The organism is Staphylococcus sp. HMSC068G11 (genome assembly GCF_001815825.1).
GTDB lineage: Bacteria > Bacillota > Bacilli > Staphylococcales > Staphylococcaceae > Staphylococcus > Staphylococcus epidermidis.
Genome location: NZ_KV822056.1, coordinates 79,124 through 105,467 on the forward strand (window position 1 = coordinate 79,124; position 26,344 = coordinate 105,467).

General features: G+C 31.4%; 23 protein-coding genes and 1 other RNA gene. 2 read left to right on the plus strand and 22 right to left on the minus strand.

All coding sequences use genetic code 11. The annotated features are described in order from the left end of the window. Window positions 1-8 precede the first annotated feature (8 nt). The 7 genes from HMPREF3058_RS01155 to HMPREF3058_RS01185 all read right to left on the minus strand — a co-directional run bounded on the left by HMPREF3058_RS01155 (window position 9) and on the right by HMPREF3058_RS01185 (window position 7,669). Complete coding sequence (locus tag HMPREF3058_RS01155) at window positions 9-3,446, minus strand: dynamin family protein (protein ID WP_002490964.1); 3,438 nt, start codon at window positions 3,444-3,446, stop codon at window positions 9-11. 376 nt (window positions 3,447-3,822) lie between these two features. Beyond that, entirely contained in the window at window positions 3,823-4,461 is a 639-nt protein-coding gene (locus HMPREF3058_RS01160; protein WP_001831317.1) for an SDR family oxidoreductase, read from the minus strand. A 167-nt stretch (window positions 4,462-4,628) separates the two neighbouring features. After that, window positions 4,629-5,765 (minus strand): THUMP domain-containing class I SAM-dependent RNA methyltransferase, encoded by a 1,137-nt coding sequence (locus HMPREF3058_RS01165; protein ID WP_002446454.1) that lies wholly within the window; start codon window positions 5,763-5,765, stop codon window positions 4,629-4,631. 189 nt (window positions 5,766-5,954) lie between these two features. Continuing rightward, an RNA gene (gene rnpB / locus HMPREF3058_RS01170) (RNase P RNA component class B) lies at window positions 5,955-6,338 on the minus strand. A 68-nt stretch (window positions 6,339-6,406) separates the two neighbouring features. Continuing rightward, complete coding sequence (gene gpsB / locus HMPREF3058_RS01175; RefSeq protein ID WP_002490938.1) at window positions 6,407-6,745, minus strand: cell division regulator GpsB; 339 nt, start codon at window positions 6,743-6,745, stop codon at window positions 6,407-6,409. 13 nt (window positions 6,746-6,758) lie between these two features. After that, window positions 6,759-7,325, minus strand: a complete 567-nt coding sequence (locus HMPREF3058_RS01180) for an SLOG family protein (protein WP_002490991.1) — start codon at window positions 7,323-7,325, stop codon at window positions 6,759-6,761. Between the two features lie 11 nt (window positions 7,326-7,336). Continuing rightward, window positions 7,337-7,669, minus strand: coding sequence for a YppE family protein (locus tag HMPREF3058_RS01185; protein ID WP_002490950.1), 333 nt, complete (start codon window positions 7,667-7,669; stop codon window positions 7,337-7,339). Window positions 7,670-8,012: 343 nt separating this feature from the next. On the opposite strand from HMPREF3058_RS01185, the gene recU reads away from it, so the two are divergent. Together recU and HMPREF3058_RS01195 are read left to right on the plus strand one after the other, a co-directional pair. Then, a complete protein-coding gene (gene recU / locus HMPREF3058_RS01190; protein WP_002499428.1) occupies window positions 8,013-8,639 on the plus strand; it encodes a Holliday junction resolvase RecU in 627 nt (208 codons plus the stop codon). Continuing rightward, the gene (locus HMPREF3058_RS01195) at window positions 8,636-10,867 is read left to right on the plus strand and encodes a transglycosylase domain-containing protein (RefSeq protein WP_070731054.1); all 2,232 of its coding nucleotides are present in this window, start codon (window positions 8,636-8,638) and stop codon (window positions 10,865-10,867) included. Before recU ends, HMPREF3058_RS01195 begins: the two co-directional genes overlap by 4 nt. A 189-nt stretch (window positions 10,868-11,056) precedes the next feature. Here HMPREF3058_RS01195 and HMPREF3058_RS01200 read toward each other — a convergent pair whose 3' ends face one another. The 15 genes from HMPREF3058_RS01200 to aroB form a co-directional block, all read right to left on the minus strand. Beyond that, complete coding sequence (locus HMPREF3058_RS01200) at window positions 11,057-11,389, minus strand: YpoC family protein (protein ID WP_002457679.1); 333 nt, start codon at window positions 11,387-11,389, stop codon at window positions 11,057-11,059. A 4-nt stretch (window positions 11,390-11,393) separates the two neighbouring features. Continuing rightward, window positions 11,394-12,053 carry an endonuclease III gene (gene nth, locus HMPREF3058_RS01205; protein WP_002490942.1) on the minus strand — a complete coding sequence of 220 codons (660 nt, stop codon included), beginning with the start codon at window positions 12,051-12,053 and terminating at the stop codon, window positions 11,394-11,396. Then, a complete protein-coding gene (locus tag HMPREF3058_RS01210; protein WP_002446459.1) occupies window positions 12,043-12,729 on the minus strand; it encodes a DnaD domain-containing protein in 687 nt (228 codons plus the stop codon). The genes nth and HMPREF3058_RS01210 overlap by 11 nt, the downstream gene beginning before the upstream one ends. A 93-nt stretch (window positions 12,730-12,822) precedes the next feature. Continuing rightward, the gene (gene asnS, locus HMPREF3058_RS01215; protein WP_002439780.1) at window positions 12,823-14,115 is read right to left on the minus strand and encodes an asparagine--tRNA ligase; all 1,293 of its coding nucleotides are present in this window, start codon (window positions 14,113-14,115) and stop codon (window positions 12,823-12,825) included. A 120-nt stretch (window positions 14,116-14,235) separates the two neighbouring features. Then, a complete protein-coding gene (locus HMPREF3058_RS01220) occupies window positions 14,236-16,944 on the minus strand; it encodes a helicase C-terminal domain-containing protein (RefSeq protein ID WP_002490962.1) in 2,709 nt (902 codons plus the stop codon). 24 nt (window positions 16,945-16,968) lie between these two features. Further along, window positions 16,969-17,940, minus strand: a complete 972-nt coding sequence (locus tag HMPREF3058_RS01225) for a biotin--[acetyl-CoA-carboxylase] ligase (protein WP_002486960.1) — start codon at window positions 17,938-17,940, stop codon at window positions 16,969-16,971. Beyond that, window positions 17,927-19,129: a CCA tRNA nucleotidyltransferase gene (locus HMPREF3058_RS01230; protein ID WP_002490958.1), complete on the minus strand. Its 1,203-nt coding sequence runs from the start codon at window positions 19,127-19,129 to the stop codon at window positions 17,927-17,929. Before HMPREF3058_RS01230 ends, HMPREF3058_RS01225 begins: the two co-directional genes overlap by 14 nt. Beyond that, the gene (gene bshA / locus HMPREF3058_RS01235; RefSeq protein WP_002490982.1) at window positions 19,119-20,261 is read right to left on the minus strand and encodes an N-acetyl-alpha-D-glucosaminyl L-malate synthase BshA; all 1,143 of its coding nucleotides are present in this window, start codon (window positions 20,259-20,261) and stop codon (window positions 19,119-19,121) included. The genes HMPREF3058_RS01230 and bshA overlap by 11 nt, the downstream gene beginning before the upstream one ends. 21 nt (window positions 20,262-20,282) lie before the next feature. Continuing rightward, the gene (locus HMPREF3058_RS01240) at window positions 20,283-20,600 is read right to left on the minus strand and encodes a nucleotide pyrophosphohydrolase (RefSeq protein WP_001832769.1); all 318 of its coding nucleotides are present in this window, start codon (window positions 20,598-20,600) and stop codon (window positions 20,283-20,285) included. Window positions 20,601-20,779: 179 nt separating this feature from the next. Beyond that, window positions 20,780-21,475: a zinc metallopeptidase gene (locus tag HMPREF3058_RS01245; RefSeq protein ID WP_002446466.1), complete on the minus strand. Its 696-nt coding sequence runs from the start codon at window positions 21,473-21,475 to the stop codon at window positions 20,780-20,782. Between the two features lie 44 nt (window positions 21,476-21,519). After that, window positions 21,520-22,113, minus strand: coding sequence for a DUF1405 domain-containing protein (locus HMPREF3058_RS01250; protein WP_002490980.1), 594 nt, complete (start codon window positions 22,111-22,113; stop codon window positions 21,520-21,522). A gap of 11 nt (window positions 22,114-22,124) precedes the next feature. Further along, entirely contained in the window at window positions 22,125-22,688 is a 564-nt protein-coding gene (locus tag HMPREF3058_RS01255; RefSeq protein WP_002446468.1) for a YpiB family protein, read from the minus strand. Between the two features lie 13 nt (window positions 22,689-22,701). Further along, on the minus strand, window positions 22,702-23,946 hold the full coding sequence (locus HMPREF3058_RS01260) for a tetratricopeptide repeat protein (RefSeq protein WP_002486983.1): 1,245 nt from the start codon (window positions 23,944-23,946) through the stop codon (window positions 22,702-22,704). 3 nt (window positions 23,947-23,949) lie between these two features. Continuing rightward, complete coding sequence (gene aroA, locus HMPREF3058_RS01265) at window positions 23,950-25,251, minus strand: 3-phosphoshikimate 1-carboxyvinyltransferase (RefSeq protein WP_002486959.1); 1,302 nt, start codon at window positions 25,249-25,251, stop codon at window positions 23,950-23,952. Between the two features lie 9 nt (window positions 25,252-25,260). Beyond that, window positions 25,261-26,325, minus strand: coding sequence for a 3-dehydroquinate synthase (gene aroB / locus HMPREF3058_RS01270; protein WP_002490992.1), 1,065 nt, complete (start codon window positions 26,323-26,325; stop codon window positions 25,261-25,263). Window positions 26,326-26,344 lie beyond the last annotated feature (19 nt).

Here is a 26,344-nt window from a genome sequence, read left to right on the forward strand (position 1 = left end):
TCTTTCTACTATAAAATATTGTCTAATTGTGTCGTTTTCAATTCTAGTTGTTGTATTAATGTATCATCGATAGTGAATGAAAGTAACTCATCAATTTGTTGTTGAATGGAACTCTCCAACATTTGAAATTGATGTTCGGCATGTTGAGTCATCTCATGGATATAATCATTTAATTGTCGACGCAATGAGTTCAAATCATCTTGCAATAATTCAAGAGTTTGATTAGCTATGTGTGCTTGAATATCCTTTTGCGACTTTGGATTAACTATTTTACGTTTAGTTAACTGTTTTGGTAGTGATTGCAACATTGAATTAAGTTCAATTTGAAGTAACGCCGTATCAACGATTGATGGCTCAACATTAAATTTTGCATTTATAAAAACATGAATCTGATTTAACTTTTTCATGACTGGTATGATTTGTTCTTCTAGTTGTGAATTAAAATATTTTTTTATCCTTTCTGTAATAAGTGATTGCTCTAAGAATAAGCGTTGATGAATTTGATCTAAATATATTTTAGTTGAAATTTTCTTTTCCTCATTAAAGTCGTTATTTTGTGTCATCTGACTATTAAACACTGATTTAACCTCATCTAAGAGTTGTAGTTTTAACCGTTCATTTAGATGATATACTTGTTCTTCTACTTCATTAAAAGTACGTTGTGCAGTTGTATCAATCAACTCTTGATTTAATTGGGTTTGGTTTTTATAATGATTTAATTTATGTTGTCTAGCTGATAATTTTGCGTTGTCATCGTGAAAATCTTTAATCATGTTTTTAAAGGAGTTATTCATTTGTTGCAATTGATAAGTCATTTGCTGCTCTAAAATTGTTCTGGATTCAACCTTTGCAAAGTATTGTATACTTTCTCTTAATTCATTTATGCCAATGTTATTCCCATTTAAACTTTGACGACTTGAAACACTATATATATCAGAGTGTAAGTTAACTTGCCCCAGTGCATCTGCAACATAATCCTCAACGGCTTGTATATCCTGTTTATCTTCAGCTAGGTCAACCGCATTAATTATCATTTTAAAAGCTTGATTTTCATTTAATTGATTCATATCTTTCATATGTTCGATAAAGGCTTTGTCGTTATCTGTAAATGAATGATTGAAGTAAGTTACATACAAAATAAGGTCAGAAGAAGTGAGAATTTGTTCAGTTTCATTCGTGTGTCTTTGATTATTGGAATGTAAACCCAGTGAATCAATAATGATTTTACCCTTAAGCCAATCTAAAGGTAGCTTAAGGTGTACAGTTTTCACGAAAGTGGCATACTCATCCTCGGCACTCCACTTTTTAATTTCTTCAAGCGATACTGTGTGTATAAGTGAATGTTCTAGCATTGACGTGTACATTTCATAATGTTTCTCAATTGCACTAATAAATGCAAGTTGGTTCTTTTCTAGTTTCGATTTTAACTTCTCTAAATCGCTCTCAATAAAGTTGTCTAAGGTGTTAAACGATATTTCATAAAATTCTAGTACATGATTAACTTCCTCTAGTAATTGCTCTTTAGATTTTAATGTGATTTGACTCTCTTTACCATATGATAATTCCGTCGTTGCCGCTGTTGTTGGATTAGGAGAACTAACTAAATAGTTATCACCTAGTAGAGCGTTGATTAAGCTGCTTTTACCTGCGCTAAATGTACCAAAAACACCTACTTTTGTTATTTGATTATCGAGTCTCAGAATGGTATCGTAGATATCTTGTTTAGTGCGATCAAATAATGGTACATCTTTAAAGATATCTAATGCACGCTTAATATCTTGATTAGATGTAACAAACTCTTTACGATGTTGTGTCTCATGTTTACGATGATAAGCAGTCGAATTTTCTTGTTTAAGTTCAAAATGAGTCTCTGTTCTTCCAATTAATTTATCTAAAGAATCGTCTAAATGGATATAGTAATGTTTGTAGTTGTGGGATGTAAGCGAATCCTTTAATGTGTTAAGTTCAATGTATCTATCATATTCATACCTATCTTCATTTTCATCACTTGATAATTCATTAACTTGTACATGATTGACAGCTTCTTCAAATAGTGGCGTTGACTCATTTTCTATTTTTTTATTCAAAGCTTTTATAACTTCATCTGAAAATGTTAAAACGTATGTGTTGCTAATGCTCGTTTGAGTTTGATATAGCTCTGATATAAGTGACGGAACGACGTCATAATCTTGATTTAGTATTTTTTCATTCACAGCATGTTTATTTATGAATCTAGTTAAAAATGACATATCTTCACGAAGTGGTTGTCGTACTTGTTGATTAACTTTCTCTTGCAATTGAGTGGTCGCCTCATTAAGTCGTTTGATTTGTTCTTCTTCTTTTTTCTTATTTTTATTAAAAAATCCATTCACTTTAAAATCAGTTGCCATGCTTTCTAAATAATTCCGTAAAGATTCACGCATATCGTACGTCATGATATAAGCATTATCTAATATATCTTTACGCTTCTGTTTTAAATAATTAAATAATTGATTAGAGTCATTGAGCAATTGTGCTTCTGCGCTGACTTCTTGATTTTGTTGAAATTGAATATATGCTTCCTCGAATTGTTCTTCATTAATTTGAAGGGTGTCAAGAATAGATTGCATTTCATTTTGAATGTATATGTATTGTGCGTCGGTAATGAATTGAATTGTTCTATTAACATAGTCTTCTGTTGATTCACGATGTTGATCCATAAATACTAGAAAATTTGAAAGTTTGTCAATTTCATTCTGTGGATGATCAAACTTTGAAACGTAATAAGTATCTTGAAGTTTGATATCCCAGTCTTTGATTGATTTTTCGACTCTTGATTTAAAAGTTTCAAATGTAATTTCTTCTTCATTATGTTTATCAATCTGATTAATCACAAAAATAATTGGTATACCAGCTTCATTAATACGTTTCATAAATTTAAAGTTCAACGCTGATTGGACATGATTATAGTCTACTGTATAAAACAACAAGTTACTTGTATACATAAATTGCTCTGTACTCGACTGATGCGTTGCAACGTTAGAGTCAACACCTGGTGTATCTTGAAATGTAAACCCTAGATTAAATTTGTTTGATGGAAAATTAATTTCTATCGATTCTACATCGACATTTTGACGATTCATTTGTTTAACATCGTTGTACGTTTTTAATTTTGTATATTGTTGTTGTGTAAGGTTGGCAATGATTTCGTCTTCCTTGGCTACTGAAACGATAGCTGTATTGCTCGTTGTTGGTACTGGAGAACTTGGTAGTATATCTTGTTCTAATAACAAATTAATTAACGTTGATTTTCCAGCTGAGAAATGTCCTACAAATGTTGCGGTGTATTGATTTAAATAAACTTTTTTTATTACTTGATTAATGGTATTAATTAAAGGTCTGTTATTAGATTTTTCCAATTCTTTTTTTAATTTATATAAAGTATCTAATTGTTCATTTATTGCCATAAGTATTACCCCTTTAGTTCAGTGATAAATCACAGTATTTTTACTTGATTAAAGTAACAAAATCAGAATTCAAAATTATTTGAAAGGTAAATTAAATTTAAATGAAAAGTATCTGTAGCTAAATGATTATTGTGACTTTCATCAAAGATATTAGAAGTATAATAAATGAATTCTATCTTGTTTTTATAATTGAATGAAAGATAATCCCCTGTTTGAATTTAAGTAATATTGTACAATTTATTTTATGATAATTAGCAATAAATTCAAAAAAATAAGGCAGCCATGATGACTTGCCCTAAATTTAAGCTTATTTATCTATTTCAAATTCTATCATAATATTGATTGAAAACCCATGCATGTAGATACAAACTTTATACTAATTGAACCAAGCAGGTTTATTACCTTCTGTATTAGGTTTATTCACACCAATATTTTCTTTAGAGTGTAGTTCTGGGTTTTTGGCAATTTGTACTGCTAAAGATGCTACACTTTTACGTGATACTTCAGTACCTTTAAATGTTTCGTTCTTTGCTGTGATCTCATATACATTTTCATTTTTATCTGTAAGCCAGCCTGGACGTATTATGGTGTAATCTAAATCTGAATTTTCTATAATATCAGATGCTTTGCGGTAGCGATTCAATTTTTCGCCAAATTGTTCTTTATTCCATTGATTGAATGGTTCTGGTAGTTCATCATAAATACCAGGAGCTGCTACAAAAATCAGTCTCTTAACATTTTTGTTATCCATGGCTTTTACGATAGTTTCAGCTTGTTTATCAAGTGATCCCGATAAACTTGCAAAAACAACATCAACATTGTTTAAAGCACTTTCTAAATCCTCAATATTTTTAGCGTCTCCCTCATAAACTTTAATTCTATTAGAGGCGTAATCAGGTATACGATGCGCATTTCTCAAAAATAAATCAACATTAAATCTTGAGTTCTCTAGGAAAATTTTTGTCGCTTCGATAGATACTCTACCATTTGCGCCTACAATCAAAACAGTCTTCATATTTAAAAGCCCCTTTCTAATTAAAATATGATACATTTTTAGTATATGACTTATTTTTTAATTAAATTAAACACTCCTATTTAACTGTACTACAGTCAAGATAAGAGTGCGAATAAATAGTACTTGAATAATTACTATAATTACACAAGTATTATAAAATGTAAAATTTAATTTTTATTACTTTGCTTTTTACCCCAATACTGATAGTACGTACATTCAATATACCCGTTGAACAACTTACGTCTTTTAGTCGCTTTTCGATTAACTAAGTATTCAAATTCTTTGTTACTTGTTAATATGTAGGCCGATAAATGAGGATGTTGTTTCAAAAGTGTACCTATATAACGATACATTTCTTCAACTTCTTCACGATCTCCAATTCTTTCACCATACGGTGGATTGCCAACAAGTGCTACAGGCATGTCGGTATCAATAGACAAAGTATTCACATCTTTAACATTGAACTGTATGATATCTCCGAGACCAACTTCTTCTGCATTACGTTTTGCAATTTCAATCATTTCTGGATCAATATCAGAAGCATATACTTGTATGTCTTTATCATAGTCAGCCAATTGATCAGCTTCATCACGAAATTTGTCATAAATATTAGGTGGCATCATATTCCATTGTTCAGATACAAAATCCCTATTAAAACCAGGAGCAATATTTTGTGCAATAAGACATGCTTCAATAGCGATGGTGCCTGAACCACAGAAAGGATCAATTAAAGGTGTGTTACCATTCCAATTTGCTAAACGAATGAGGCTTGCTGCCAATGTTTCTTTAATGGGTGCTTCACCTTGAGCAATGCGATAACCTCGCTTGTTGAGTCCAGAACCAGCAGTATCAATGGTCAATAATACATTATCTTTTAATATTGCTACTTCTACAGGATATTTGGCGCCTGTTTCACTTAGCCATCCTTTTTCTTGATGAGCATGCTTAAGTCGTTCTACTATAGCCTTTTTAGTAATTGCTTGGCAGTCAGGTACACTGTATAATGTTGATTTTACACTCCGCCCTTGAACAGGGAAATTACCTTCTTTGTCAATTACGGTCTCCCATGGTAATGACTTTGTTTGCTCAAATAATTCGTCGAAAGTAGTAGCATTGAATCGACCCATTACAATTTTTATTCGGTCTGCGGTACGTAACCATAAGTTACATCTAACAATAGCACTTTCATCACCTTCAAAAAAGATACGACCGTTTTCTACTTGTGTATCGTAACCTAATTCTTGTATTTCTTTAGCTACAACTGCTTCTAATCCCATTGGACATACTGCTAATAATTGAAACATGACCGAGTCTCCTTTTAATTTATTGAATCAATATATGTATAATTTAATATTTATAAGTATTAATTAATTTAATTTTGAAGCGGAAAACCATAAATGTAAAGTGTATATTGTAATAAATTATTCTAAATCAATTATGATTTCAATTAAAAAAGCTCTCCATAAATGGGAGAGCTAAACTAGTGATGATATTTCTGTAAGCCATGTTCTGTTCCGTTGTACTCATAATGTGTACTAGTTACACTGGTACGTCGGTGGTAACCATCTGTCTACATATTTTTACTTTCGCGTAAAAATCGTCTCGTTTATACGTTGAATTCCGCTAAACAAGTGCTCCTACCCAATTTGGATTGCTCACTCGAGGGGTTTACCGCGTTCCACCTTTTATATTTCTATAAAAGCTACGTCACTGTGGCACTTTCAAACTATTCTAACCATATCAAATGACTTAGGTTATTTCATTGCCGTCAAATTAATGCCTTGATTTATTGTTTCATCAAGCACGAACACTACAATCATCTCAGATTGTGTGAGCATGGACTTTCCTCTATATTGCTATAGCGATTACCCGAAATATCACTTTTGAGATTATAACATAATTTTAAGTGTAAAGTCATAAAATTTATACGAAATAAGTAAAAATTTTATTTACCGAATACTGCTTTTTCAAGGTTTGAAATACGTTTTAAAATATCTACATTATTTGAAGCACTGCTTGAATTTTTTGAAGAAAAGTTTTTATTGTCTTGTGGTCTTGATGTAGCAACACGTAATCTTAATTCCTCAAGTTCTTTTTTTAATTTGTGATTTTCTTCAGAAAGCTTTACTACTTCATTGTTCATATCCGCCATTTTTTGATAATCTGTAATGATATCATCTAAAAAAGCGTCTACTTCTTCTCTTCTATAGCCTCTTGCCATAGTTTTTTCGAAATCTTTTTCATAAATATCTTTCGCTGATAATTTTAATGAAACATCTGACATCTTTTTTTCCACCTCATTCGAAACTTTGATCTTGAGACCACTGCAAGTCGTTGATGAAGTCAGTGAGTTCATCAAACGTCACAATATCACAAGTATAGTTTGTTTTTTCCATAAATTCAACTAACATAGCCTTAAAGTATTTAGGGCTTGCCTCTTGTTCATCATCATAAATTAAAATAGTGTAATCGGTATGATCAAGCATGAATTGATCTGCTTGTTTAAATTGATAGGCACCCATATACTCAGTGTGATGAATGCTTTCAGTAAAATCGGCTTGTTGTATAATATTTGTATACTTAGCTTGATTCTTATCATTCCATCGTTGTGTATGACCTAGAAATGGCGTAATTATACCTAGTTTAATATCTGGGAAGTCTTTTTTTAGTTCAATCACTACTTCAGCAGACCATAATTCTATACCCATTTGTCCTTGTATCAATACCCACTCTAAACCTTCATCTAAAAGATGTTTTAATTTATGAGCTATAAATTGCTTTAAATAATATACTTCTGGCATATCGTCTTTATAGATATTCAGTTCAAAAGATTTATAACCAGTAATATAAACAGTTTTAACCATTTTTTTCCTCACTAAACATAATTCGATAAAATATTTTTTAAATCGTACTGGGCACTTTTAAGTTTTTCGACAAATAATTTACGGCTCGTTCTAGGAAAATGACAATCTACAGAAAGCTTTTGTATATTTAATATCAATAGATCTAACTTTTGTTGGTTCATATATTGTGTTTCTGTAATGCTTTTTGAGTAACAGTTGAGTGCCTCTAAATGATTATCAATATTTTTGACATAGGGTTCAACATCTTTATAAAAATCGAATGAACCGCCGTTAATTTTTACATGTTGATACCTATAATTCATTTCATCAATATCCTCTAACAATTGTTTAATGATTTGATACATTTAGATGCCTCCTACTTAATTAATTTAACATATTATAAATCCGAAAGTCATGGAAATATACATAGAGTAAAAATATAGAAAATGATATTTTTGGTTTGTTAAATTCTATTAGTAATACTAAATAAAAAAATATGAAATTTATGGAATTTTATTAACTTGAAGATTACATTTATCTTTCATTTATGAAAGAAATCGTGACAGATTGGCATAAGCAAGTTAAAATAGTGATTGATGTATGTTTTCTTTGTGACATATACATTCAAATACGATAGTTTGTTTTAATTTTATAATTTTAAATAATCATTTAGTATAAAATAGGAACAAACTTGTGTGGTGAATTATGATGAATTATCCAAATGGTAAACCATACTCTAAAAATAAGCCTTTGGACGGACGTAAGAGTTCGCCATTTTCAAGTAATATTGAATATGGTGGACGAGGTATGACACTTGAGAAAGATATTGAACAATCGAATACTTTCTATCTTAAAAGTGGCATAGCAGTTATTCATAAAAAGCCGACTCCGGTTCAAATAGTTAATGTTCACTATCCGAAACGTAGTAAGGCTGTAATAAATGAGGCTTATTTTCGCACTCCTTCAACAACTGATTATAATGGTGTCTATAATGGATATTACATTGATTTTGAAGCTAAAGAAACTAAGAACAAAACTTCATTTCCACTCAATAATATTCATGCACATCAAGTAGAACATATGAAAAATACATATCATCAAAAAGGAATTGTCTTTTTAATGATACGTTTTAAATCACTTGATGAAGTGTATCTTTTACCCTATTCAAAATTTGAAAACTATTGGCAAAGATACATTAATAATATTAAAAAGTCGATAACTGTTGAAGAAATTCGGAAAAATGGTTACCATATTCCTTATCAATATCAACCAAGATTGAATTACCTCAAGGCAGTTGATAAGTTGATATTAGATGAAAGTGAGGACCGCGTATGACGGAAAATAAAGGGTCTTCCCAACCTAAAAAGAACAACAATGGGAAGTCCAATGGAAAAAAGAATAGGAATGTAAAGAGAACGATTATTAAGATTATAGGTTTTATGATTATTGCCTTTTTCGTTCTATTGCTACTCGGTATCTTGTTGTTTGCTTATTATGCGTGGAAAGCTCCAGCATTTAGCGAATCAAAATTAGATGATCCAATTCCAGCAAAGATTTACGATAAAAACGGAGAACTTGTAAAAACACTTGATAACGGACAGCGACATGAACATGTGAATATCAAAGATGTTCCTAAAGACATGAAAAATGCTGTTTTAGCTACTGAAGATAACCGTTTCTACCAACATGGAGCATTAGATTACAAACGTTTATTTGGTGCCATTGGTAAAAACTTAACAGGTGGATTTGGTTCGCAAGGTGCGTCTACACTTACACAACAAGTTGTAAAAGACTCATTCTTGACACAACAAAAATCTATCGGTCGTAAAGCACAAGAAGCTTATCTTTCTTATAGATTAGAACAAGAGTACAGCAAAGATGAAATATTCCAAGTTTACATGAATAAGATTTATTATTCGGATGGCGTTACTGGAATTAAGGCCGCCGCTAAATATTACTTCAACAAAGATATGAAGGATTTAAATTTAGCTGAAGAAGCTTATCTAGCTGGTTTACCTCAAGTTCCTAACCTTTACAACATTTACAACAATCCTAAGGAAGCTAATAATCGTAAAGATACTGTGCTTTATCTTATGCATAAACATAACCGTATTAATGATAAACAATATGCGGATGCTAAGAAGATTGATCTTAAAGCTAACTTAGTTGAACGTACTAAAAAAGAACGTCAAGTCACTGGAAATGAAAAAAATCCTGAGTATGATTCTTACGTTAATTTCGTTCAATCTGAATTAATGAATAACAAGTACTTTAAGGATAAAAATTTAGGTTCAGTTCTTCAAAGTGGTATAAAAATTTATACTAATATGGATAAAGATGTTCAACAAACGTTACAAGATCGAATTAACAATGGTTCTTTCTACAAGAATGAAGACCAACAAGTTGGTGCAACAATTCTAGATAGTAAAACTGGTGGATTAGTTGCGATCTCAGGTGGACGTAATTATAAAAATGTTGTTGAAAGAAACCAAGCTACTGATCCTCACCCTACTGGTTCATCATTAAAACCTTTCTTAGCTTATGGACCTGCAATAGAAAATATGAAGTGGTCAACAAATCATGAGGTTCAAGACGAATCATCATATTGGGTAGATGGTTCTCAATTCAAGAACTATGATACTAAGAGTCATGGAACAGTATCTATCTATGATGCATTGCGTCAAAGTTTCAATATTCCAGCTTTAAAAACTTGGCAACAAGTTAAAAGTCAAGCTGGTAATGATGCACCTCAGAAATTTGCATCTAAATTAGGATTGGATTATAGTGGCAAAATTGGACCTTCAGAAGTATTAGGTGGATCTTCATCAGAATTCTCACCTACTCAACTAGCTTCCGCTTTTGCAGCAATAGCAAATGGTGGTACTTATAATAATGCGCATTCAATACAAAAAGTTGTTACTCATGAAGGAGATACAATTGAGTATGAACATACGAGTCACAAAGCTATGAAAGACTATACATCATATATGTTAGCTGAAATTCTTAAAGGTACATTTAAAGCATATGGTTCGGCTTATGGACATGGTGTGTCAGGCGTAAACATGGGTGCGAAAACTGGTACTGGTACGTATGGACAAGAAATATACGAAAAGTATAATTTACCTGATAATGCTGCCAAAGATGTTTGGATCAATGGTTTCAGTCCAGAATATACTATGTCGGTATGGATGGGCTTCAATAAGGTTAAACAATACGGAACAAATTCATTTATCGGTCATTCAGAACAAGAGTATCCACAATACTTGTATGAAGATGTAATGTCTAGTATCTCATCTAAAGATGGTGAAGATTTCAAAAAGCCTAATGATGTACAAGGAAGTTCACCGGACAGTCTATCTGTATCAGGTCATTCTGATAATAATACTACTAACCGTAGTGTTCATGGAAGTAGCGATACATCTTCTTCATCAAATGGTGGCTCTAACTCAGCATCAAGTAGAAACAGCTCGAATAGTTCAAATGGTGCCAGTCAAGGTAACTCAGGCAATACATTTACACGTCTATTCAATTTAAACTCTATATTCGATTATAAAGTTTCATAAATAATTAAACTTAAAGCTCCAATTTCAAGAAAATGAAATTGGAGCTTTTTCTGTCCTAGAAAAGTAAATTTAGCATGTGCAGTAATAATCTGAGTTCTCTAGTTATTAATTAATTTGATTAACTACATCGAATGTGAATTATAAATGTTGATATAGGTATAAAATAGAATAATTAAAATTAAATTAAATTTATTTTTGTTGACGTTGCTTTCTAATTAGATAAGATGCATTCATTTTTATTAATTCTGATTTCAATGTTTTCATTTGACGATAGCCCATAAAATGGTGTTTACGTGCAACCATATAATGATAGCGTTCATCAAAATTCATTGGAACCACTGGATATGTATCGAGTTGATTAAAATGAATTTCATCTATGTTATTTATTTGTTTAAAATAGTTAATGATTAAATCGAAATAAGTATCTAAAAGTTCCCTAGCTTCTGGTGTTTTGAGTTGTTTATTACTTGCTAGTTGATCAAGTTGGTCTTCTATATGATTGAAATCCTGTTTTTCAATCATATCATCACGCCTCCTTTATCTTTGCTTTCTGTCGTTTTTGCCCTTCTCTACAATCATTTAACAATGGACATATCTCACATTTAGGTTTTCTAGCAAGACAATGATATCTCCCAAAAAATATTAATTGATGATGGCTTTTATTCCATCTATCTCTTGGGATAATATCACATAATCGATCTTCTACTTGCCTTACATTATCTTTCCAACGATTAATTCCCAAACGTTTAGAAACTCTCTCAACATGAGTGTCGACAGCTAAAGAAGGTTCTCCAAATGCAACACTCATTACAACATTTGCTGTTTTACGTCCCACTCCAGCTAGACTCTCTAATTCTTTATGTGTTTGTGGGATTTGACCATTAAATTGTTCAATTAAAGAGTGACATAATTTTTTTATATTTTTGGCTTTATTGCGATATAATCCAATAGAGCGTATATCATTTTGTAATTCTTCATCACTCACATTTAAATAATCTTCGGGTGTTCGATATTTTCTAAATAATGATTGCGTAACACGATTGACTAGATTATCAGTACACTGTGCTGATAATAATACAGCTATTGTAAGATCAAATGCATTTCTATGGTTTAACTCACATTCTGCATTAGGAAACATATCCGCTATAACATCAATCATTTGTAATGCTTTTTTCTTACTTATCATTAGGATTCTCTCCATTCAACCAGTCAAATTTAGGCACCTTTTTAACAACATGCTTCATTTTTGGTTTGTTAAACTGTTCTCTTATTTTCTTTGAATCGTCAACTGTTTTCACATTATTCTTTTTCCAATTTAATAAAATACGATCAATATATTTAAAACTAAGTTTATTTTGGCTAAGTGCCTCATCAAGAGCGGCTTGTATAACTGATAAGTCATGGTGATCGACATCAATCCACTGATTTAATGTTTCAATTTCATACGGCGATAGTGGTCTGCCGAACGATTGCTCAACTAACTGAAACAATTGCTTAAATTGCTCTTTTTTATCTTGTTCCTCATGTTTTAAGTATTGATGTTTTAATAATTGATTTAATTTGTGATAGAAGGGATCTAAATTCATGTATTCAGTGAATTTACCTTCTTCGTCTTTATTAACATTGAGTTCTAATAATTCTCTTTGAATTAAGTTTTGTATTACGGAAGTAATTTGACGAGGTTCCATAGTTGATCCTTTTTGAAGAAACTCAATAGAAGGTTGCTTATTAGAAGTTTCAGATGCATATAAAAGTTTTATCAAAATAACTAAATCTTGTTCATCCAAACCTAACTCTGAATAATGATCAAACAATTCTCGTCTTATAACAACAGGTCTTGTTTTTAATTGAATTAGATCCATAATATTACTACCTCCTATTTAAAATGAACGCCCAGCCTTAAAATGACTGGACGTTTCAAAAATGGTATTTTGAACATAAATACGAATAATCAATTATGGATATAAGCGATTAAGTAAACGTGGGAATGGAGATGTTTCACGAACATGTTCAACTCCAGAAATCCAAGCTACTGTTCGCTCCAAGCCTAAGCCAAAACCACTATGTGGTACGCTACCATAACGACGTAAATCTAAATAATAGCTATAACTTTCTTCATCCAATTCGTGCTCATTAATGCGTTGTTCTAATAATTCTAAATCATTAATACGTTCGGAACCACCAATAATTTCACCGTAACCTTCAGGCGCAATTAAATCAGCACATAATACTGTATCTTCATTATCCGGATTTGGTTGCATATAGAATGGTTTAATTTTAGTTGGATAATTTGTAATGAATACTGGTAAATCATAGTGATTAGCGATTGCTGTTTCATGTGGTGCACCAAAGTCTTCACCCCATTCAATATCATCGAATCCCTCTTTTTTCAAGAATTCGATAGCATCATCATAAGAAATTCTAGGGAAAGGTGTAGCAACTTTTTCTAGTTTAGTTGTATCTCTATCTAAAGCTTTGAGTTCTAATTGGCAATGATTTAAAACAGATTGAACAATGTGAGACACATACTGTTCTTGTATTTCTAAGCTTTCTGCATGATTTGTAAAGGCCATTTCTGGTTCAATCATCCAGAATTCAATTAAATGGCGACGTGTTTTAGATTTTTCCGCACGAAAAGTTGGGCCGAATGAAAAAACACGTCCGTGAGCCATTGCGGCTGCTTCCATATACAATTGCCCACTTTGTGATAAAAATGCATCTTCATCGAAATATTTTGTATGGAATAACTCACTTGTCCCCTCTGGTGCACTTGCTGTTAAAATAGGTGGATCAATTTTAGTGAAGCCATTTTCATTGAAAAACTCATATGTTGCACGGATGATTTCATTTCTTATTTTCATAACAGCATGTTGTTTTTTTGAACGTAACCATAAGTGACGATGATCCATTAAAAATTCTGTTCCATGATTTTTTGGTGTAATAGGATAATCATGTGCTTCATGTACAATTTCGATTGATTTAACTTGCATTTCGTAGCCTAAATCAGAACGATTATCTTCTGTAATCGTTCCTGTGATATATAAAGATGATTCTTGAGTAATATCTTTTGCTAGTTGAAATGTTTCTTCATCTACTTCAGATTTTACTACTACTCCTTGCATAAATCCTGTACCATCGCGTAATTGTAAGAACGCTATTTTACCACTTGAACGTTTATTAGTTAACCAAGCACCAATTGTTACTTCTTGGTTAAGATGTTTTTTCGCTTGTTTAATCGTAGTCTTCATAACCAAACTCCTATATTTTTCTTTTTAAATACTCATTTATTTTAACAAAATATGTCTTTAACTTCTACAAGTTGAGTAACTGGAATCATACGATATGATTTATTATAGATTTCTAAAAAGCTAGCTTTTACTCTCATTATCGATAGACCTCTGTATTTGATTCAGTAATTTATTAAACTGTTTAATGTTACCTTTTCGTTGTTTAAAATGTTCTAGTGATTGAGCAAAAAAGTTTTTATATGTGCTATTTATCAGTCGATCATCAAATGACACAATAAGTCCTTTGTCGTCTTCGTGTCGAATAAGACGTCCAAGACCTTGTCTAAACCTAGTCACAGCATCAGGTAATACATAATCTTTGAAAGTTGATGTGAATTCAGAGTCCATGAGCCAGTATTTAATATTATGTTTATTCATAAATGGTAGTTTAGCTATCATTACACATTTAAGGCCATTGGCTTGAAAATCAAAACCTTCAAAAAATGTTGATGTTCCAAGAAGTATTGATTTATCAAAGTTATTAAACTGTTGAACAATTTTATAATTTTGGTTTTGCTGTTGGGTTAAAATGACATAATCTTCTAATTCAGGTAATTCATTTAACAAATCTTGAACCATATGCATCATTTTATAGCTTGTAAATAAGACAAGACATTTCGACTGTGTTACTGTAATGTATTCAACAATATAGTCAACAATTGAAGCTACATAATCGTCTAAATTTTTATAATTGTACGTTTCAACATCATTGGGCACAAAAACATTTGTATGATTGGATGATGTTAAAGGTGTTGAAATTTCAAATGTATTAAAGTCTATGTCTTCATTAAACCAATTTTGAAATGCTTTAAATGAGTGATTGAAAGCTAATGTGCCTGATATAAATGTAAGAGACTTAAATTTTTCAAGTACTTGTTTCGTCAGGATATCCTTAACATCATAATCCTTGACTAAGAGTCGGATTGTTGATTTTTGTGCTAAATTTTTAATTGAAATAAAGCTAGTATGGTGATCTTTTATACTTTGTTCGATAAGTTTAAATTTGTCATGTAAGTATAATAATTGTTTCCGTACAGACTTTATTGTTTTGTGATTCATTCCGTTAAAAATTTCTATCGTTTTATTTAATTTATCTATGATTGAACGTAAATCTTTTAAAATCTCACCCGTTTCAAAGTCATAAACGTAATGATACTTATGAATGTCATCATCATAAACGTCTGATGTTTGAATAATGTTATAAATTGTAGTGAATAGTTGCTCATTTAAATCATGTAACTCATTGATATTTATTTTTAGACCAAAAACGTCTATAGGTGAAATATCTAGTTTCTCTAAAATACGTTGTTGCTCAAGTTTGTCTACTGCTTTAAGTAGTTTTTCATTTTCATTTTTGCCAATAAGTCCTAATTGATATTTAACATCTGAATAATTTAAATCATTGGTAACTTGATTTAGCGCATAGTCAGGCAATCTATGTGCTTCATCGATGATGCAATCATCAAATAGTTGATATATAGTGTTTTCGCTGTCTGAATGAATTAAGTGCGCATGATTAGTGATACCAATTTGTATGTTTTGAGCATTCCTTTTTATATAATTGTAATAATGGATATCATGACGAACTGGAACGTATGTTTCAATTTTTTGGTCAACATACATTTTTTGTCCACCTTTAAGATTTAATTCTTGTATGTCCCCAGTATTTGTTTCAGTTATCCAAATAAGTAACTGCATTTTAAGAATATTTACTTCATAATTACTTGTATCATCTTTAAGAATTTGGCTGATAAGACCAAGAGATATATAATCATTTTTACTTTTGATTAATGACGCGTTAATTTTAAAATCTAAAACATCATTGAGTAATGGTATGTCTTTTTCTAATAGCTGACTTTGTAATAATTTTGTATTTGTTGAAATCATTACATGACGACCGGTTTCAATATTATACATTGTTGCTGCAAGCAGATAAGCAAGAGACTTTCCACTACCTAAAGGTGCTTCAATCATTGCTTTATCACTATGCATCAACTGATCAAGTATAATTTCGGCTAGGTATAACTGTTGTGGCCGATATGTAAGATTTAAAGATTGAGTAACATTTTTATATAAATCTTTTAAAGTACCATCAAAATTGACAGCCGGTTTTTTTAAATCAATTTGTTTACGGTAAATAATTTGTTCAAATTGTTCAAATTGGTTGTTAGGCGGTTTAGTTTGATAATTTCTAACCATTTCAAACAAAATATGATAAAGATCATACTTGAGATTTTTACTTAAATAGTACAGTTGTTTTTGAGTATCTAAATGCAATTGCTCGAACTTCTCAAAAGCTTTAATCATCAATTTAGCAGTTGTTGTTGCATCTTCATCTGCTCTATGTGCATTATTTAACGGGATATGATGTGATTCAGCCAATGCGCTTAACTGGTAGCTTTTGTCTGTAGGGAATGCGATTTTAAACAATTCTAAAGTATCCATGACTCTTTTAGGTTTAAATTGAATATTACATTTTTCAAAAGCTTTTTTTATAAAATTAAGATCGAATGAGATATTATGTGCAACAAAAACACAGTCTTTGATAAGTTGATAAATGTCATCTGCGACCTCATTAAAATAAGGTGCCTGTACCAACATTTCTTCTTCTATAGAAGTTAAGGCTTGGATAAACGGTGGAATTTCTAAATCGGTACGTATCATTGAATGGTATGTATCAATGACTTGATTCTGACGTACAAATGTAATGCCAATTTGAATGATTTCATCATAATCCAGTTGATTTCCAGTTGTTTCTAAATCCACAACTGCAAATGTTGCTATTCCCATAATGTCCGCTCCTCATTTTTGTGTTTATAAATCTATATCTGCACTCATAAGTCGATGTAATTGACCTTCTTCATCTTTAACTATAAGGAATCCATCTGAATCAATATCTATGGCTTCCCCCAAAAATTGATGATCATTTTCAGTGAATTTAAGTTGACGATGCCATATATTTGTAGCGTGAATATATTCTTCTCGAATTGACTCAAAAGTTTGATGTAAAAATTGATCAAATCGATGTATAATTTGAGTTAATAATGTAGTTAAAAAAGTATATCTATTAATTTTACTATCGGAATGCATACGTATACTTGTTGCTTTATCTTTAATATCCTCATCAAAATCACTTTCAACATGATTCATATTTATACCTATACCACAAATTATTGCTTCTATTGCATCATAGTTAGCAACCATTTCAGTTAAAAATCCGCAAATTTTTTTATTACCAATATATATATCATTTGGCCATTTAATTGTTACACGTTCGTTCGAAAATTGTTGAATTGCATCTCTAATACCTAAAGCAATAAATAAATTAAATTTAGGTATCATAGAAAAAGGTACGTCAGGTCTTAGTACAAGTGACATCCACAACCCTTTTCCTTTAGATGATTCCCAATTACGATTGAATCTACCTCGACCTTCTGTTTGTTCATCGCTCAAGATTAAAAATGTATCATTATTTCCAACGAGTGCTCTCTTTGCTTTTAATTGTGTTGAATCTACAGTGTGATAAACTTCTAGATGATTAAAAAGACCAAGTTCATCAAGAATGGGTTTTACAATACCGCTATACCACTGATCAGGTAATGAATTCAGTTGATGGCCTTTGTGGTTTATTGACTCGATATCACAACCATCTTCTTTTAATAGGTCAATAACTTTTTTGACACCTGCCCTAGAAATATTGAGTTGATTGGCAATATATTGCCCTGATATGTAATTTGATTGATGTTCATACAACATTCTAATGACATCTTGACTATATTTTGACATGTGCATCCACCCATTCTAATATTTCTTCTTTAGTGTTGGCTATTTGATTTGATATGACTGCGATTTCTATTTCTCTAAGTGTATCTTTTAGCCATGGTCCTGAATTTTTATTCGTATGATTGAGTATATCTTTACCATTTATTGCCAATTCTTTTCTGCAATGGATAGGTAATTTTTTATTTGCTTCGCGAACACTTATTTCATTAATGATTAAATGATTGGCTGTTGTAAGCCCATTTTGTTTAAGCAAATGATGTAATGATAATAGGATTTCAATATCTTTTAAATTGTAATCATATACTAATGTTATTAAAGATTGCTTTGACTGTATCTTAGGCAATGTTTGGATGAGTGTAATCCATTTTTTGATAGTTGCTTTTTCTTGATTGCTAATTTTCAAGGAGCTTAATTGTACATCTTTTGGTTGTTGGACGATTAAGATTGCAATCCAAAGTTCAAATGTGATGGGCTCATCTATATGAAGATGAGACATCTCAAATGATTTGAAAAAAGGTATATAATTAAATGCTTTCATGTTTTGCATGACTTCAAAGCTTTGTTTAACATTGTTTCCCATGATAAGCTTTTTAAGCTCTACTACTACACGTTCAACGGATAAATATTGTATATCTGAAATATGAGAAGACATTGCATGTAATGTGTCTGAATCAATTTGAAAATTAAGTTGTGATTGAAAACGTAACCCTCTAATGATACGAAGCGCGTCTTCTGAGAACCTTTCACTTGGTACACCAACAGTACGAATTACTCGATTTTTTATATCTTGTTGACCATTAAAATAATCATACAACTGGTAATTTAGATCCATTGCTATAGCATTCATTGTAAAATCTCTACGTTGAACATCTTGATATAAATCTCTTACAAAATACACTTCACTGGGCCTACGATGATTGATGTATTCATCTTCAGATCTAAATGTAGTGATTTCATAATTGTCATTTTGAAAGACCACGTTGATCGTACCGTGTTCTTTACCCACTGGTATGGTTTTGTCGAATATAGATTCTATTTCGTCAGGCATTGCACTGGTGGTAATATCAACATCATGTATAGGTCGTTGCATGATGTAATCACGTACTGATCCACCAACGAAATAAGCCTTAAAACCTTTATTTTGAATTTTTTTTAAAATAGGTTTTGCTTGTTCAAATATTTCATGACACATTGCTGTTCTCACCTTGTTCTAGCATCTTTCGATAATAGTTTTCATATTGGTCAGTAATTAAATCTGAACTAAATCTTGCTTCAATATCTTTCAACATTTGGGATTGCATTTTTTGATATAATTCTGGATTTGATAAAAGTTTAATAGCATACTTTGCAGCTTGTGTACTATCTCCTATATCTACTATAAATCCAGTTTCTTCGTGTCTGATGACCTCTTTAATACCACCTGCACGACTCCCTATAGGTAAGACACCTGTTTTCATTGCTTCTAAGAGAGTTAATCCAAAACTTTCTTTCTCACTTAAGAGCAATACTAAATCAGATAGTTGGTAGAATGCGCTTACGTCATTTTGTTTGCCTAAAAAGAGTACGTGTGCTTCCACATCGAGCTCTCGTGCTTTATGTCGCATATCGATTAATTCTGGGCCATCTCCTAAAAGTATCAACTTGGACGGTATACTCTCATGAACTTTTGCAAATGTCTCAATCACTGTATCAATGCGTTTTACTTTTCTGAAATTAGAAACATGTATCAGTACCTTTTCTTCAGAAGAGATACCATAACAATCTTTTAATTCTTCATTATGACGAGTTGGGAATTCATTTTCCCGTACAAAATTATATATAGGGATGATTTCCTTTTGAGTATTGATAATTTCATAAGTTTGCTGTGCTAGTGAATGACTAACACTTGTCACAATATCACTTTGTTCTATGCCAAATTTTATCGCGTTTTGTAAAGTATGGTCATAACCTAACACTGTTATATCAGTGCCATGTAGTGTTGTCATAATTTTGACGTCTTTACCTGACATTTGTTTAGCTAATATACCACATACAGCGTGAGGTACAGCATAATGCATATGCAATATGTCTAAATCATATTCTTGTATAACGTCAGAAATTTTTGTACTTAATGTAATATCGTATGGTGGATATTGGAATACGGCATATTGATTGACTTCAACTTGGTGGAACGTCATGTTAGGTAAAGGTTTGCGTATTCTAAAGGGTATATTTGAGGTAATAAAGTGAACTTCATGGCCACGTTCTGCCATTTTAATACCGAGCTCTGTAGCAATAATGCCAGAACCACCCATGGACGGGTAACATGTTATACCGATTTTCATTTGTGCCCATCCTTTCTTAAATTATTTTCTTTCAAAGCGATTTTTATCTCTTGTATTAAACTTATTCATCGTGTCATTAAAGCTTTCTGTCATATCTATGTTCAGAGAGTTTGCAATACACAGTAAAACAAATAAATTGTCTCCCAATTCAGCTTTAATTGTATTATCTTCTTCAGTATCTTTCTTTTTTTTCTCTCCAAAATGATGGTTTATTTCGCGTGCTAATTCTCCAACTTCTTCTGTCATTCTTGCAAGATTAGCAAGTGGTGAAAAATAACCAGCTTTAAATTGACTGATATAGTCATCAACTTCTTGTTGCATTTGCTCCATAGATTTCATATGAAAGTACTCCTTTATTGCTATTCTTATATAGTATATTACAAAATAAAGTGACTTGCATTTCAAGTGCAATGTTTAATATGTATTAAAAGATAGGCTTTTGTCACGTATTCAAATAAAAAAGGTAACCATTACAAATCAATTGTAATGATTACCAGGAACTGCGTTGTTATATATGATTAATCACTTGATCTTGCAATTAATATAATACGAGCAAGTTCAGCTAATGCAACTGCAGTAGATGCCACATATGTCATTGCTGCTGCAGATAAAACTTTTTTCGCGTGTTTGTATTCTTTCTCATTAACGATATTTAAAGCCGTTATTTGTTTCATCGCTCTTGAACTAGCGTTAAACTCAACAGGTAATGTCACGATAGAGAATAAAACTGCAAGTGACATTAAACCAGCACCAACCCATAGAACTGTAGAGCCAAAGACACTACCGAGAGCTGTTAAAACAATACCTACCATAATAATAATGTAGCTTAAAGAACTACCAATATTAGCTAATGGTACTAATGCTGTTCTAAATCTTAATGGTGCGTAACCTTGCTGATGTTGAATTGCATGTCCTACTTCATGGGCTGCAATTGCAGTACCAGCAACTGATGGTCTATCGTAGTTTGCAGGAGATAAACAAACAACTTTTTTATTTGGGTCATAGTGATCAGTTAAGAAGCCTTCGCCTTTAACGACGTCAACATCGTAAATGCCATTAGAATGTAAAATTTCTTCAGCTACTTCACGACCAGTTTTACCACTTGTGGATCTCACTTGTGAGTATTTTTCATAATTAGATTTAACTTTATGTTGAGCCCACATTGGAATGACCATTAATATTACGAAATATATAATCATTGATATTAAAGACATTAAACTCACTCTCCTTTATTTTCATTTTACTGTCAAATTTATCTTTAATCAAATGTTTTAACTTTCAACCACTTTTGTAATTTTAAAAATAAAATATACGATATGATAGTGAGACTATAAGCCAACACCCCTACTTCAATTAAATGTTTGGCGATAAAATTATAGTATGGATATTGTCCGTATATGTAATCTATTACGTCATTGACAGTCACCCATATGAAAGTCATCAATCCAGCCAACTTAGATATTTTAAAACGAGGATAAAAATAGATAGCTTCTAACATCATAATTGCGTGAGATATGAGCAACATAAGTCCGTTTATAGCAACATCATTCATTTTTATGAACATCCAAATATTCATAATTACAGCCCAACTACCATATTTAAATAGAGTTATAAAAGCTAAAGCGTCAATCAGTGCATTACGCTTATTAAATAGTATGAGTAATAATGATAAACATAAAAATAATGTAGCAGTGGGACTATCTGGAACAAATAATTTAAAATAATTTGGCGTGTTAGCCAATTGACTACTATACCAATGATAACCGTATATCGTACCAAATATATTGCAAACTAAAATAAAAGAAATCAACCATTTTTGATAAAGTGAAGTTTCCCAAAGCCATTGATTCATCTTAGTATGGGCTACCTATCATTTAAAGTTGATTGAATATCTTTTGATTTTAACACATTAAGTATTTGTGTGAGTTGATAAAAATAATCAGGTTCATTCATTTGTAAACTTAAATCAATATTGTTTTGTAAGGTTTGAATAATAGTTGTTTGTTTTCTTTTATCCATAGAAATTGAATACAAGTCTTGTACATAAGATGAATAACTAGGTGAATGAATGAGCTGCATTAATATTAAATCATCTAAGCGAGGTTCTCGCGCGTGACAATGAGCAAAATGTATTTGTATATCTAATCTTAATGTATGATTTGCAATATAATTAAAAATTTGATTTGTATTAATATAAGCTTTATTATCCTTGCTCAATTGAATTGCAGAAGCAGTTGTATCCACTTCTGCAATTTCTAAGGTATAATGATTATTGATTTTACTATTTACGAAATGTACATTATTTAGCTTATCTTGATTTGCCTTTAAATAATTTAATACCCACACAGTAATTCTTGATTTAAAACGATAGTTAAACAGAATATATTCTATAAAATTTTGTTTGATACGAATAAGAGAATCATTCATTTAAGTCACCAACTTACATTTGCAATCTCATTGACTCATCATGCCAATTTTCATTGCTTGGATCAATTTCTAATAATTGATTTAAAATCAAAAGTGCTTTTTCTTTTTGACCAATTTCTAATAAATAGAAGTAATAATCGCTTAAAAATTCAACTTGAGTTTGTAATGTTGGATATGCTAATTCAAAGAAATGTTGCGCTTCTTTATCTCGTTCTTCTTGACCGTATGCATATGCTAAATGCCACATGAAAATAGGATCTAAATCTTCTTCGTCTACATAAGTCAACAATTGTATAATTGATTCATAGTCTTCTTCATTACGATATAAATCACTTAAAATCAACAATGGTTCATGATATGCATTATCGACCTCTAAGGCTTGTTTTAACAATTCTACACCTTCATTTGCATCTCCATGCTCTATTTCTAAGCTACCTGTAGAAACCATTAATTCTTTGTAAAATTGACTTAAACGTAATCCTTCCTTACCAGTTTCTATAGCATCAGGATAATTTTTTTCATTTTCAAATAGAGATTGAAGATAAAAATATCCTTGTATAAAATCAGGATCTTTTGAAAGTAATGTTTGCATAATTTTAATTGCTTCTTGCGTTAAATCGTTTTTTTCATAGGCAATTGATTTTTTAAAGTAATCTTCAGAATTCATCTCTTCTTCACTAATTTCATCAAATAAGCTAATAGCATCTGAATAATTACCACTTTGTAAACTACAATCTGCCATTCGCGAGAAAAGATTTACTCCATTCACTTCATATTCACCTGTTTCCAATACTGTTTCATACTCTCTTGTAGCTCGTAAGTATTGCCCATCGTAGTATAATAGCTCTGCTAAGGCGAAGTGAATAATTGGATCATTAGGTTCAAGATCTAATGCTTCTTGCAATTTGTCAATTGCTACTTCTAACATATTAATTTGTTGATATAAATCGGCTTCAAGCATCAACTTTTCGGTAGATGGTTCTACTTGCGCTAAATATTCAAGTGCTTCGTCAGTTTGATTTTCAGACATGAGACCTTCGATAAAGTAAATGAGTAATTCACTTTCATCTGGGTATTTATGATACAACGTTCTAAAAACTTCTAACCCTTGAGGTGTAAGACCGAAATTATATAAAGTTTCACCAAGTATAAATAACGCATCATCATTGTTTGAACTCAATGCCTCATTTACTCGAGAATCTAAGTTTTCTATTTTTTGTAGATTGATATCGTCTATAAGTTTATAGATATCTTCCATTTTTTATTTTCCCTCATTTTCTAAAAGCTTTAGTTTAGGTAAAAAACCTGGGAAGGAAACATTAACAGCGTCAAATTGCTCTATTTTGAGTGGTTCTGAACTAAGTAGTGAAGCTACAGCCAACATCATTCCTATACGATGATCTGTTTGACTATCGACAGTTGCATTTGATCTAAACTCTGATGGATGTATAATAAGTCCATCATGTGTGGGTTGTAAATTAAAACCAAGTAAATTTAGCATGTCTGCAGTAGTATCTATACGATTTGTTTCCTTCACTTTTAATTCTTCGGCGTCTTTGATAATACAAGAATTTGAAGCTTGTGTGCAAAGTAATGCAATAACTGGCAATTCATCGATAGCTCTTGGAACTAAGTCGCCTTTAATTGTAACAGCATTCAAGTTCGGTGTATATGTTACATGTATTGATGCAGTTGGTTCTGCACCTTTGCTTACATTACTTAATTCAATGTTTCCTCCCATTTGTTTAACGATATCTATGATACCTGAACGAGTGGGATTAATGCCAACATTATGAATTGTAATGTCACTACCGGGCGTAATTAGAGCTGCGACTATGAAAAATGCAGCAGATGAGATATCTCCTGGAACATGAAAATCTCTAGGCTGTATACGTTCAATTGCATAAGGTATGGTTTGGATTGTGTTACCTTGAATTGATATAGGAATATTAAAGTGTTCAAACAATGTTTCTGTATGATTTCTACTAACATCAATTTCTGTAAGTGTCGTTGCTTCTTTTGAAAATAGGCTAGCAAGTAAAATAGCACTTTTAACTTGTGCACTTGCAACTTCCATTTGATAATTTATACCTTTAATGGTTGAAGGCTTAATAATAAGCGGTGTGTAATTATTATCAATTCCAGATATATTAGCGTTCATTTTCAGCAGAGGTTTCATCACTCTATCCATGGGTCTTTTGCCTATAGATACATCACCAGATAACACACTTTCAATACCTAATCCGCTTAAAAGACCAGCAAGTAATCGTGTAGTAGTACCAGAATTACCAGTATAGAGAACTTGGTGTGGTGTTGTGAAATTTCGATATCCTGGTGAATTGATTATGATAGAATTGTCCTGCTCTTCAATTGTTACACCCAATTGTTTAAAGATATCCATAGTACGTCGACAATCTTCTCCCAATAATGGTTCATAAATGGTTGATATACCTTTAGCTAATGAAGCTAACATAATAGCGCGATGTGTCATCGATTTATCACCAGGTACTTCTATTTCACCTTTGAGTGGTCCATTAATATTAATTATTTCACTGTTATTCATTTGATTCACCTACTTAAAATAAGATTGTAATTCCTCGAAAGCTGATAAAAGCGTATCCTTATCAACATGAGTGACAACAGGTTTCCCTAAATTTTTAAGTAAGACCATTTGAATACCATTGTAATCATTTTTTTTATCTAGAAGCATAAAATGGTATGTATCTTCAAAATGAAGTTGTTTGATGATAGATAATGGATATTTAAGTTTTTTCATATAATTAATATAGTGTTGAATGTTATAATTTGACTCGAATAAGTGATTCGCAACAATAAATTGATAAAGAATACCAATCATAACTGCATGACCATGAGGAATTTTATGCTCATATTCAATTGCATGACCAAATGTATGACCAAGATTAAGAAACTTTCTTTTACCTTTTTCTTTCTCATCTTCAACAACAATATTTAGTTTTGTTTTTATACCCTCAAATAAATAATAATCTAGATTTTTTAACGCTTGTAAATTTTTATTTGAGGTAAAATTAGATTCGATATTTTTTGTTGAATCCTCGCCGTTTAATAAAGCGTGCTTATAGACCTCAGCATACCCACTTAGTATTTCAGAATATGGTAGAGTTTCTAAAAAATCTAAATCATAAATGACAGCTTTGGGTCGATAAAAAGCACCAATTAAATTTTTACCATGCTCAGAATTAATTCCAACTTTACCACCTACACTTGAATCGTGGGCTAAAATAGTTGTCGGTACTTGGACAAATGATACGCCTCTAAGTAAAGTTGCAGCAATAAACCCTGCGAAATCTCCCGTAGCACCACCACCAATGGCAACAATACACGTTTGACGTGTTAATTGATGGCTTAGTAAATATTCAATAGTACGATGATAATGTTCGAATGATTTTGACGTTTCCCCAGAAGGGATTACGATACATTTAGCATCAAGTTTTTGAACCAAAGCTTCAAGTTTATCTACAAATAAATTATAGACTTGCTTATCGATAATGAAAAATCGTTGTTCTTCATTTTTAATGTATTTTTCTAAAGAGTTAATTGCGTGATGTTCAACGATAATGGGATAATTATCACTTGCATATGATGTTTTAAGTTCCATGCTTTCACCTCAATCATTC

Bases quoted from the DNA above. Each gene is read 5' to 3' on its own strand.
- HMPREF3058_RS01160 (WP_001831317.1), bottom strand. From the start codon at position 4,461: ATGAAGACTGTTTTGATTGTAGGCGCAAATGGTAGAGTATCTATCGAA.
- HMPREF3058_RS01185 (WP_002490950.1), bottom strand. From the start codon at position 7,669: ATGTATCAAATCATTAAACAATTGTTAGAGGATATTGATGAAATGAAT.
- HMPREF3058_RS01195 (WP_070731054.1), top strand. From the start codon at position 8,636: ATGACGGAAAATAAAGGGTCTTCCCAACCTAAAAAGAACAACAATGGG.
- HMPREF3058_RS01260 (WP_002486983.1), bottom strand. From the start codon at position 23,946: ATGGAAGATATCTATAAACTTATAGACGATATCAATCTACAAAAAATA.
- HMPREF3058_RS01200 (WP_002457679.1), bottom strand. From the start codon at position 11,389: ATGATTGAAAAACAGGATTTCAATCATATAGAAGACCAACTTGATCAA.
- bshA (WP_002490982.1), bottom strand. From the start codon at position 20,261: ATGAAAATCGGTATAACATGTTACCCGTCCATGGGTGGTTCTGGCATT.
- HMPREF3058_RS01155 (WP_002490964.1), bottom strand. From the start codon at position 3,446: ATGGCAATAAATGAACAATTAGATACTTTATATAAATTAAAAAAAGAA.
- aroB (WP_002490992.1), bottom strand. From the start codon at position 26,325: ATGGAACTTAAAACATCATATGCAAGTGATAATTATCCCATTATCGTT.
- HMPREF3058_RS01245 (WP_002446466.1), bottom strand. From the start codon at position 21,475: ATGTCTTTAATATCAATGATTATATATTTCGTAATATTAATGGTCATT.
- HMPREF3058_RS01255 (WP_002446468.1), bottom strand. From the start codon at position 22,688: ATGAATGATTCTCTTATTCGTATCAAACAAAATTTTATAGAATATATT.
- gpsB (WP_002490938.1), bottom strand. From the start codon at position 6,745: ATGTCAGATGTTTCATTAAAATTATCAGCGAAAGATATTTATGAAAAA.
- HMPREF3058_RS01225 (WP_002486960.1), bottom strand. From the start codon at position 17,940: ATGTCAAAATATAGTCAAGATGTCATTAGAATGTTGTATGAACATCAA.
- recU (WP_002499428.1), top strand. From the start codon at position 8,013: ATGAATTATCCAAATGGTAAACCATACTCTAAAAATAAGCCTTTGGAC.
- HMPREF3058_RS01165 (WP_002446454.1), bottom strand. From the start codon at position 5,765: ATGTTTCAATTATTAGCAGTATGTCCAATGGGATTAGAAGCAGTTGTA.
- HMPREF3058_RS01240 (WP_001832769.1), bottom strand. From the start codon at position 20,600: ATGAAATCTATGGAGCAAATGCAACAAGAAGTTGATGACTATATCAGT.
- HMPREF3058_RS01230 (WP_002490958.1), bottom strand. From the start codon at position 19,129: ATGTGTCATGAAATATTTGAACAAGCAAAACCTATTTTAAAAAAAATT.
- HMPREF3058_RS01180 (WP_002490991.1), bottom strand. From the start codon at position 7,325: ATGGTTAAAACTGTTTATATTACTGGTTATAAATCTTTTGAACTGAAT.
- asnS (WP_002439780.1), bottom strand. From the start codon at position 14,115: ATGAAGACTACGATTAAACAAGCGAAAAAACATCTTAACCAAGAAGTA.
- HMPREF3058_RS01250 (WP_002490980.1), bottom strand. From the start codon at position 22,113: ATGAATCAATGGCTTTGGGAAACTTCACTTTATCAAAAATGGTTGATT.
- HMPREF3058_RS01210 (WP_002446459.1), bottom strand. From the start codon at position 12,729: ATGGATCTAATTCAATTAAAAACAAGACCTGTTGTTATAAGACGAGAA.
- nth (WP_002490942.1), bottom strand. From the start codon at position 12,053: ATGATAAGTAAGAAAAAAGCATTACAAATGATTGATGTTATAGCGGAT.
- aroA (WP_002486959.1), bottom strand. From the start codon at position 25,251: ATGAATAACAGTGAAATAATTAATATTAATGGACCACTCAAAGGTGAA.
- HMPREF3058_RS01220 (WP_002490962.1), bottom strand. From the start codon at position 16,944: ATGGGAATAGCAACATTTGCAGTTGTGGATTTAGAAACAACTGGAAAT.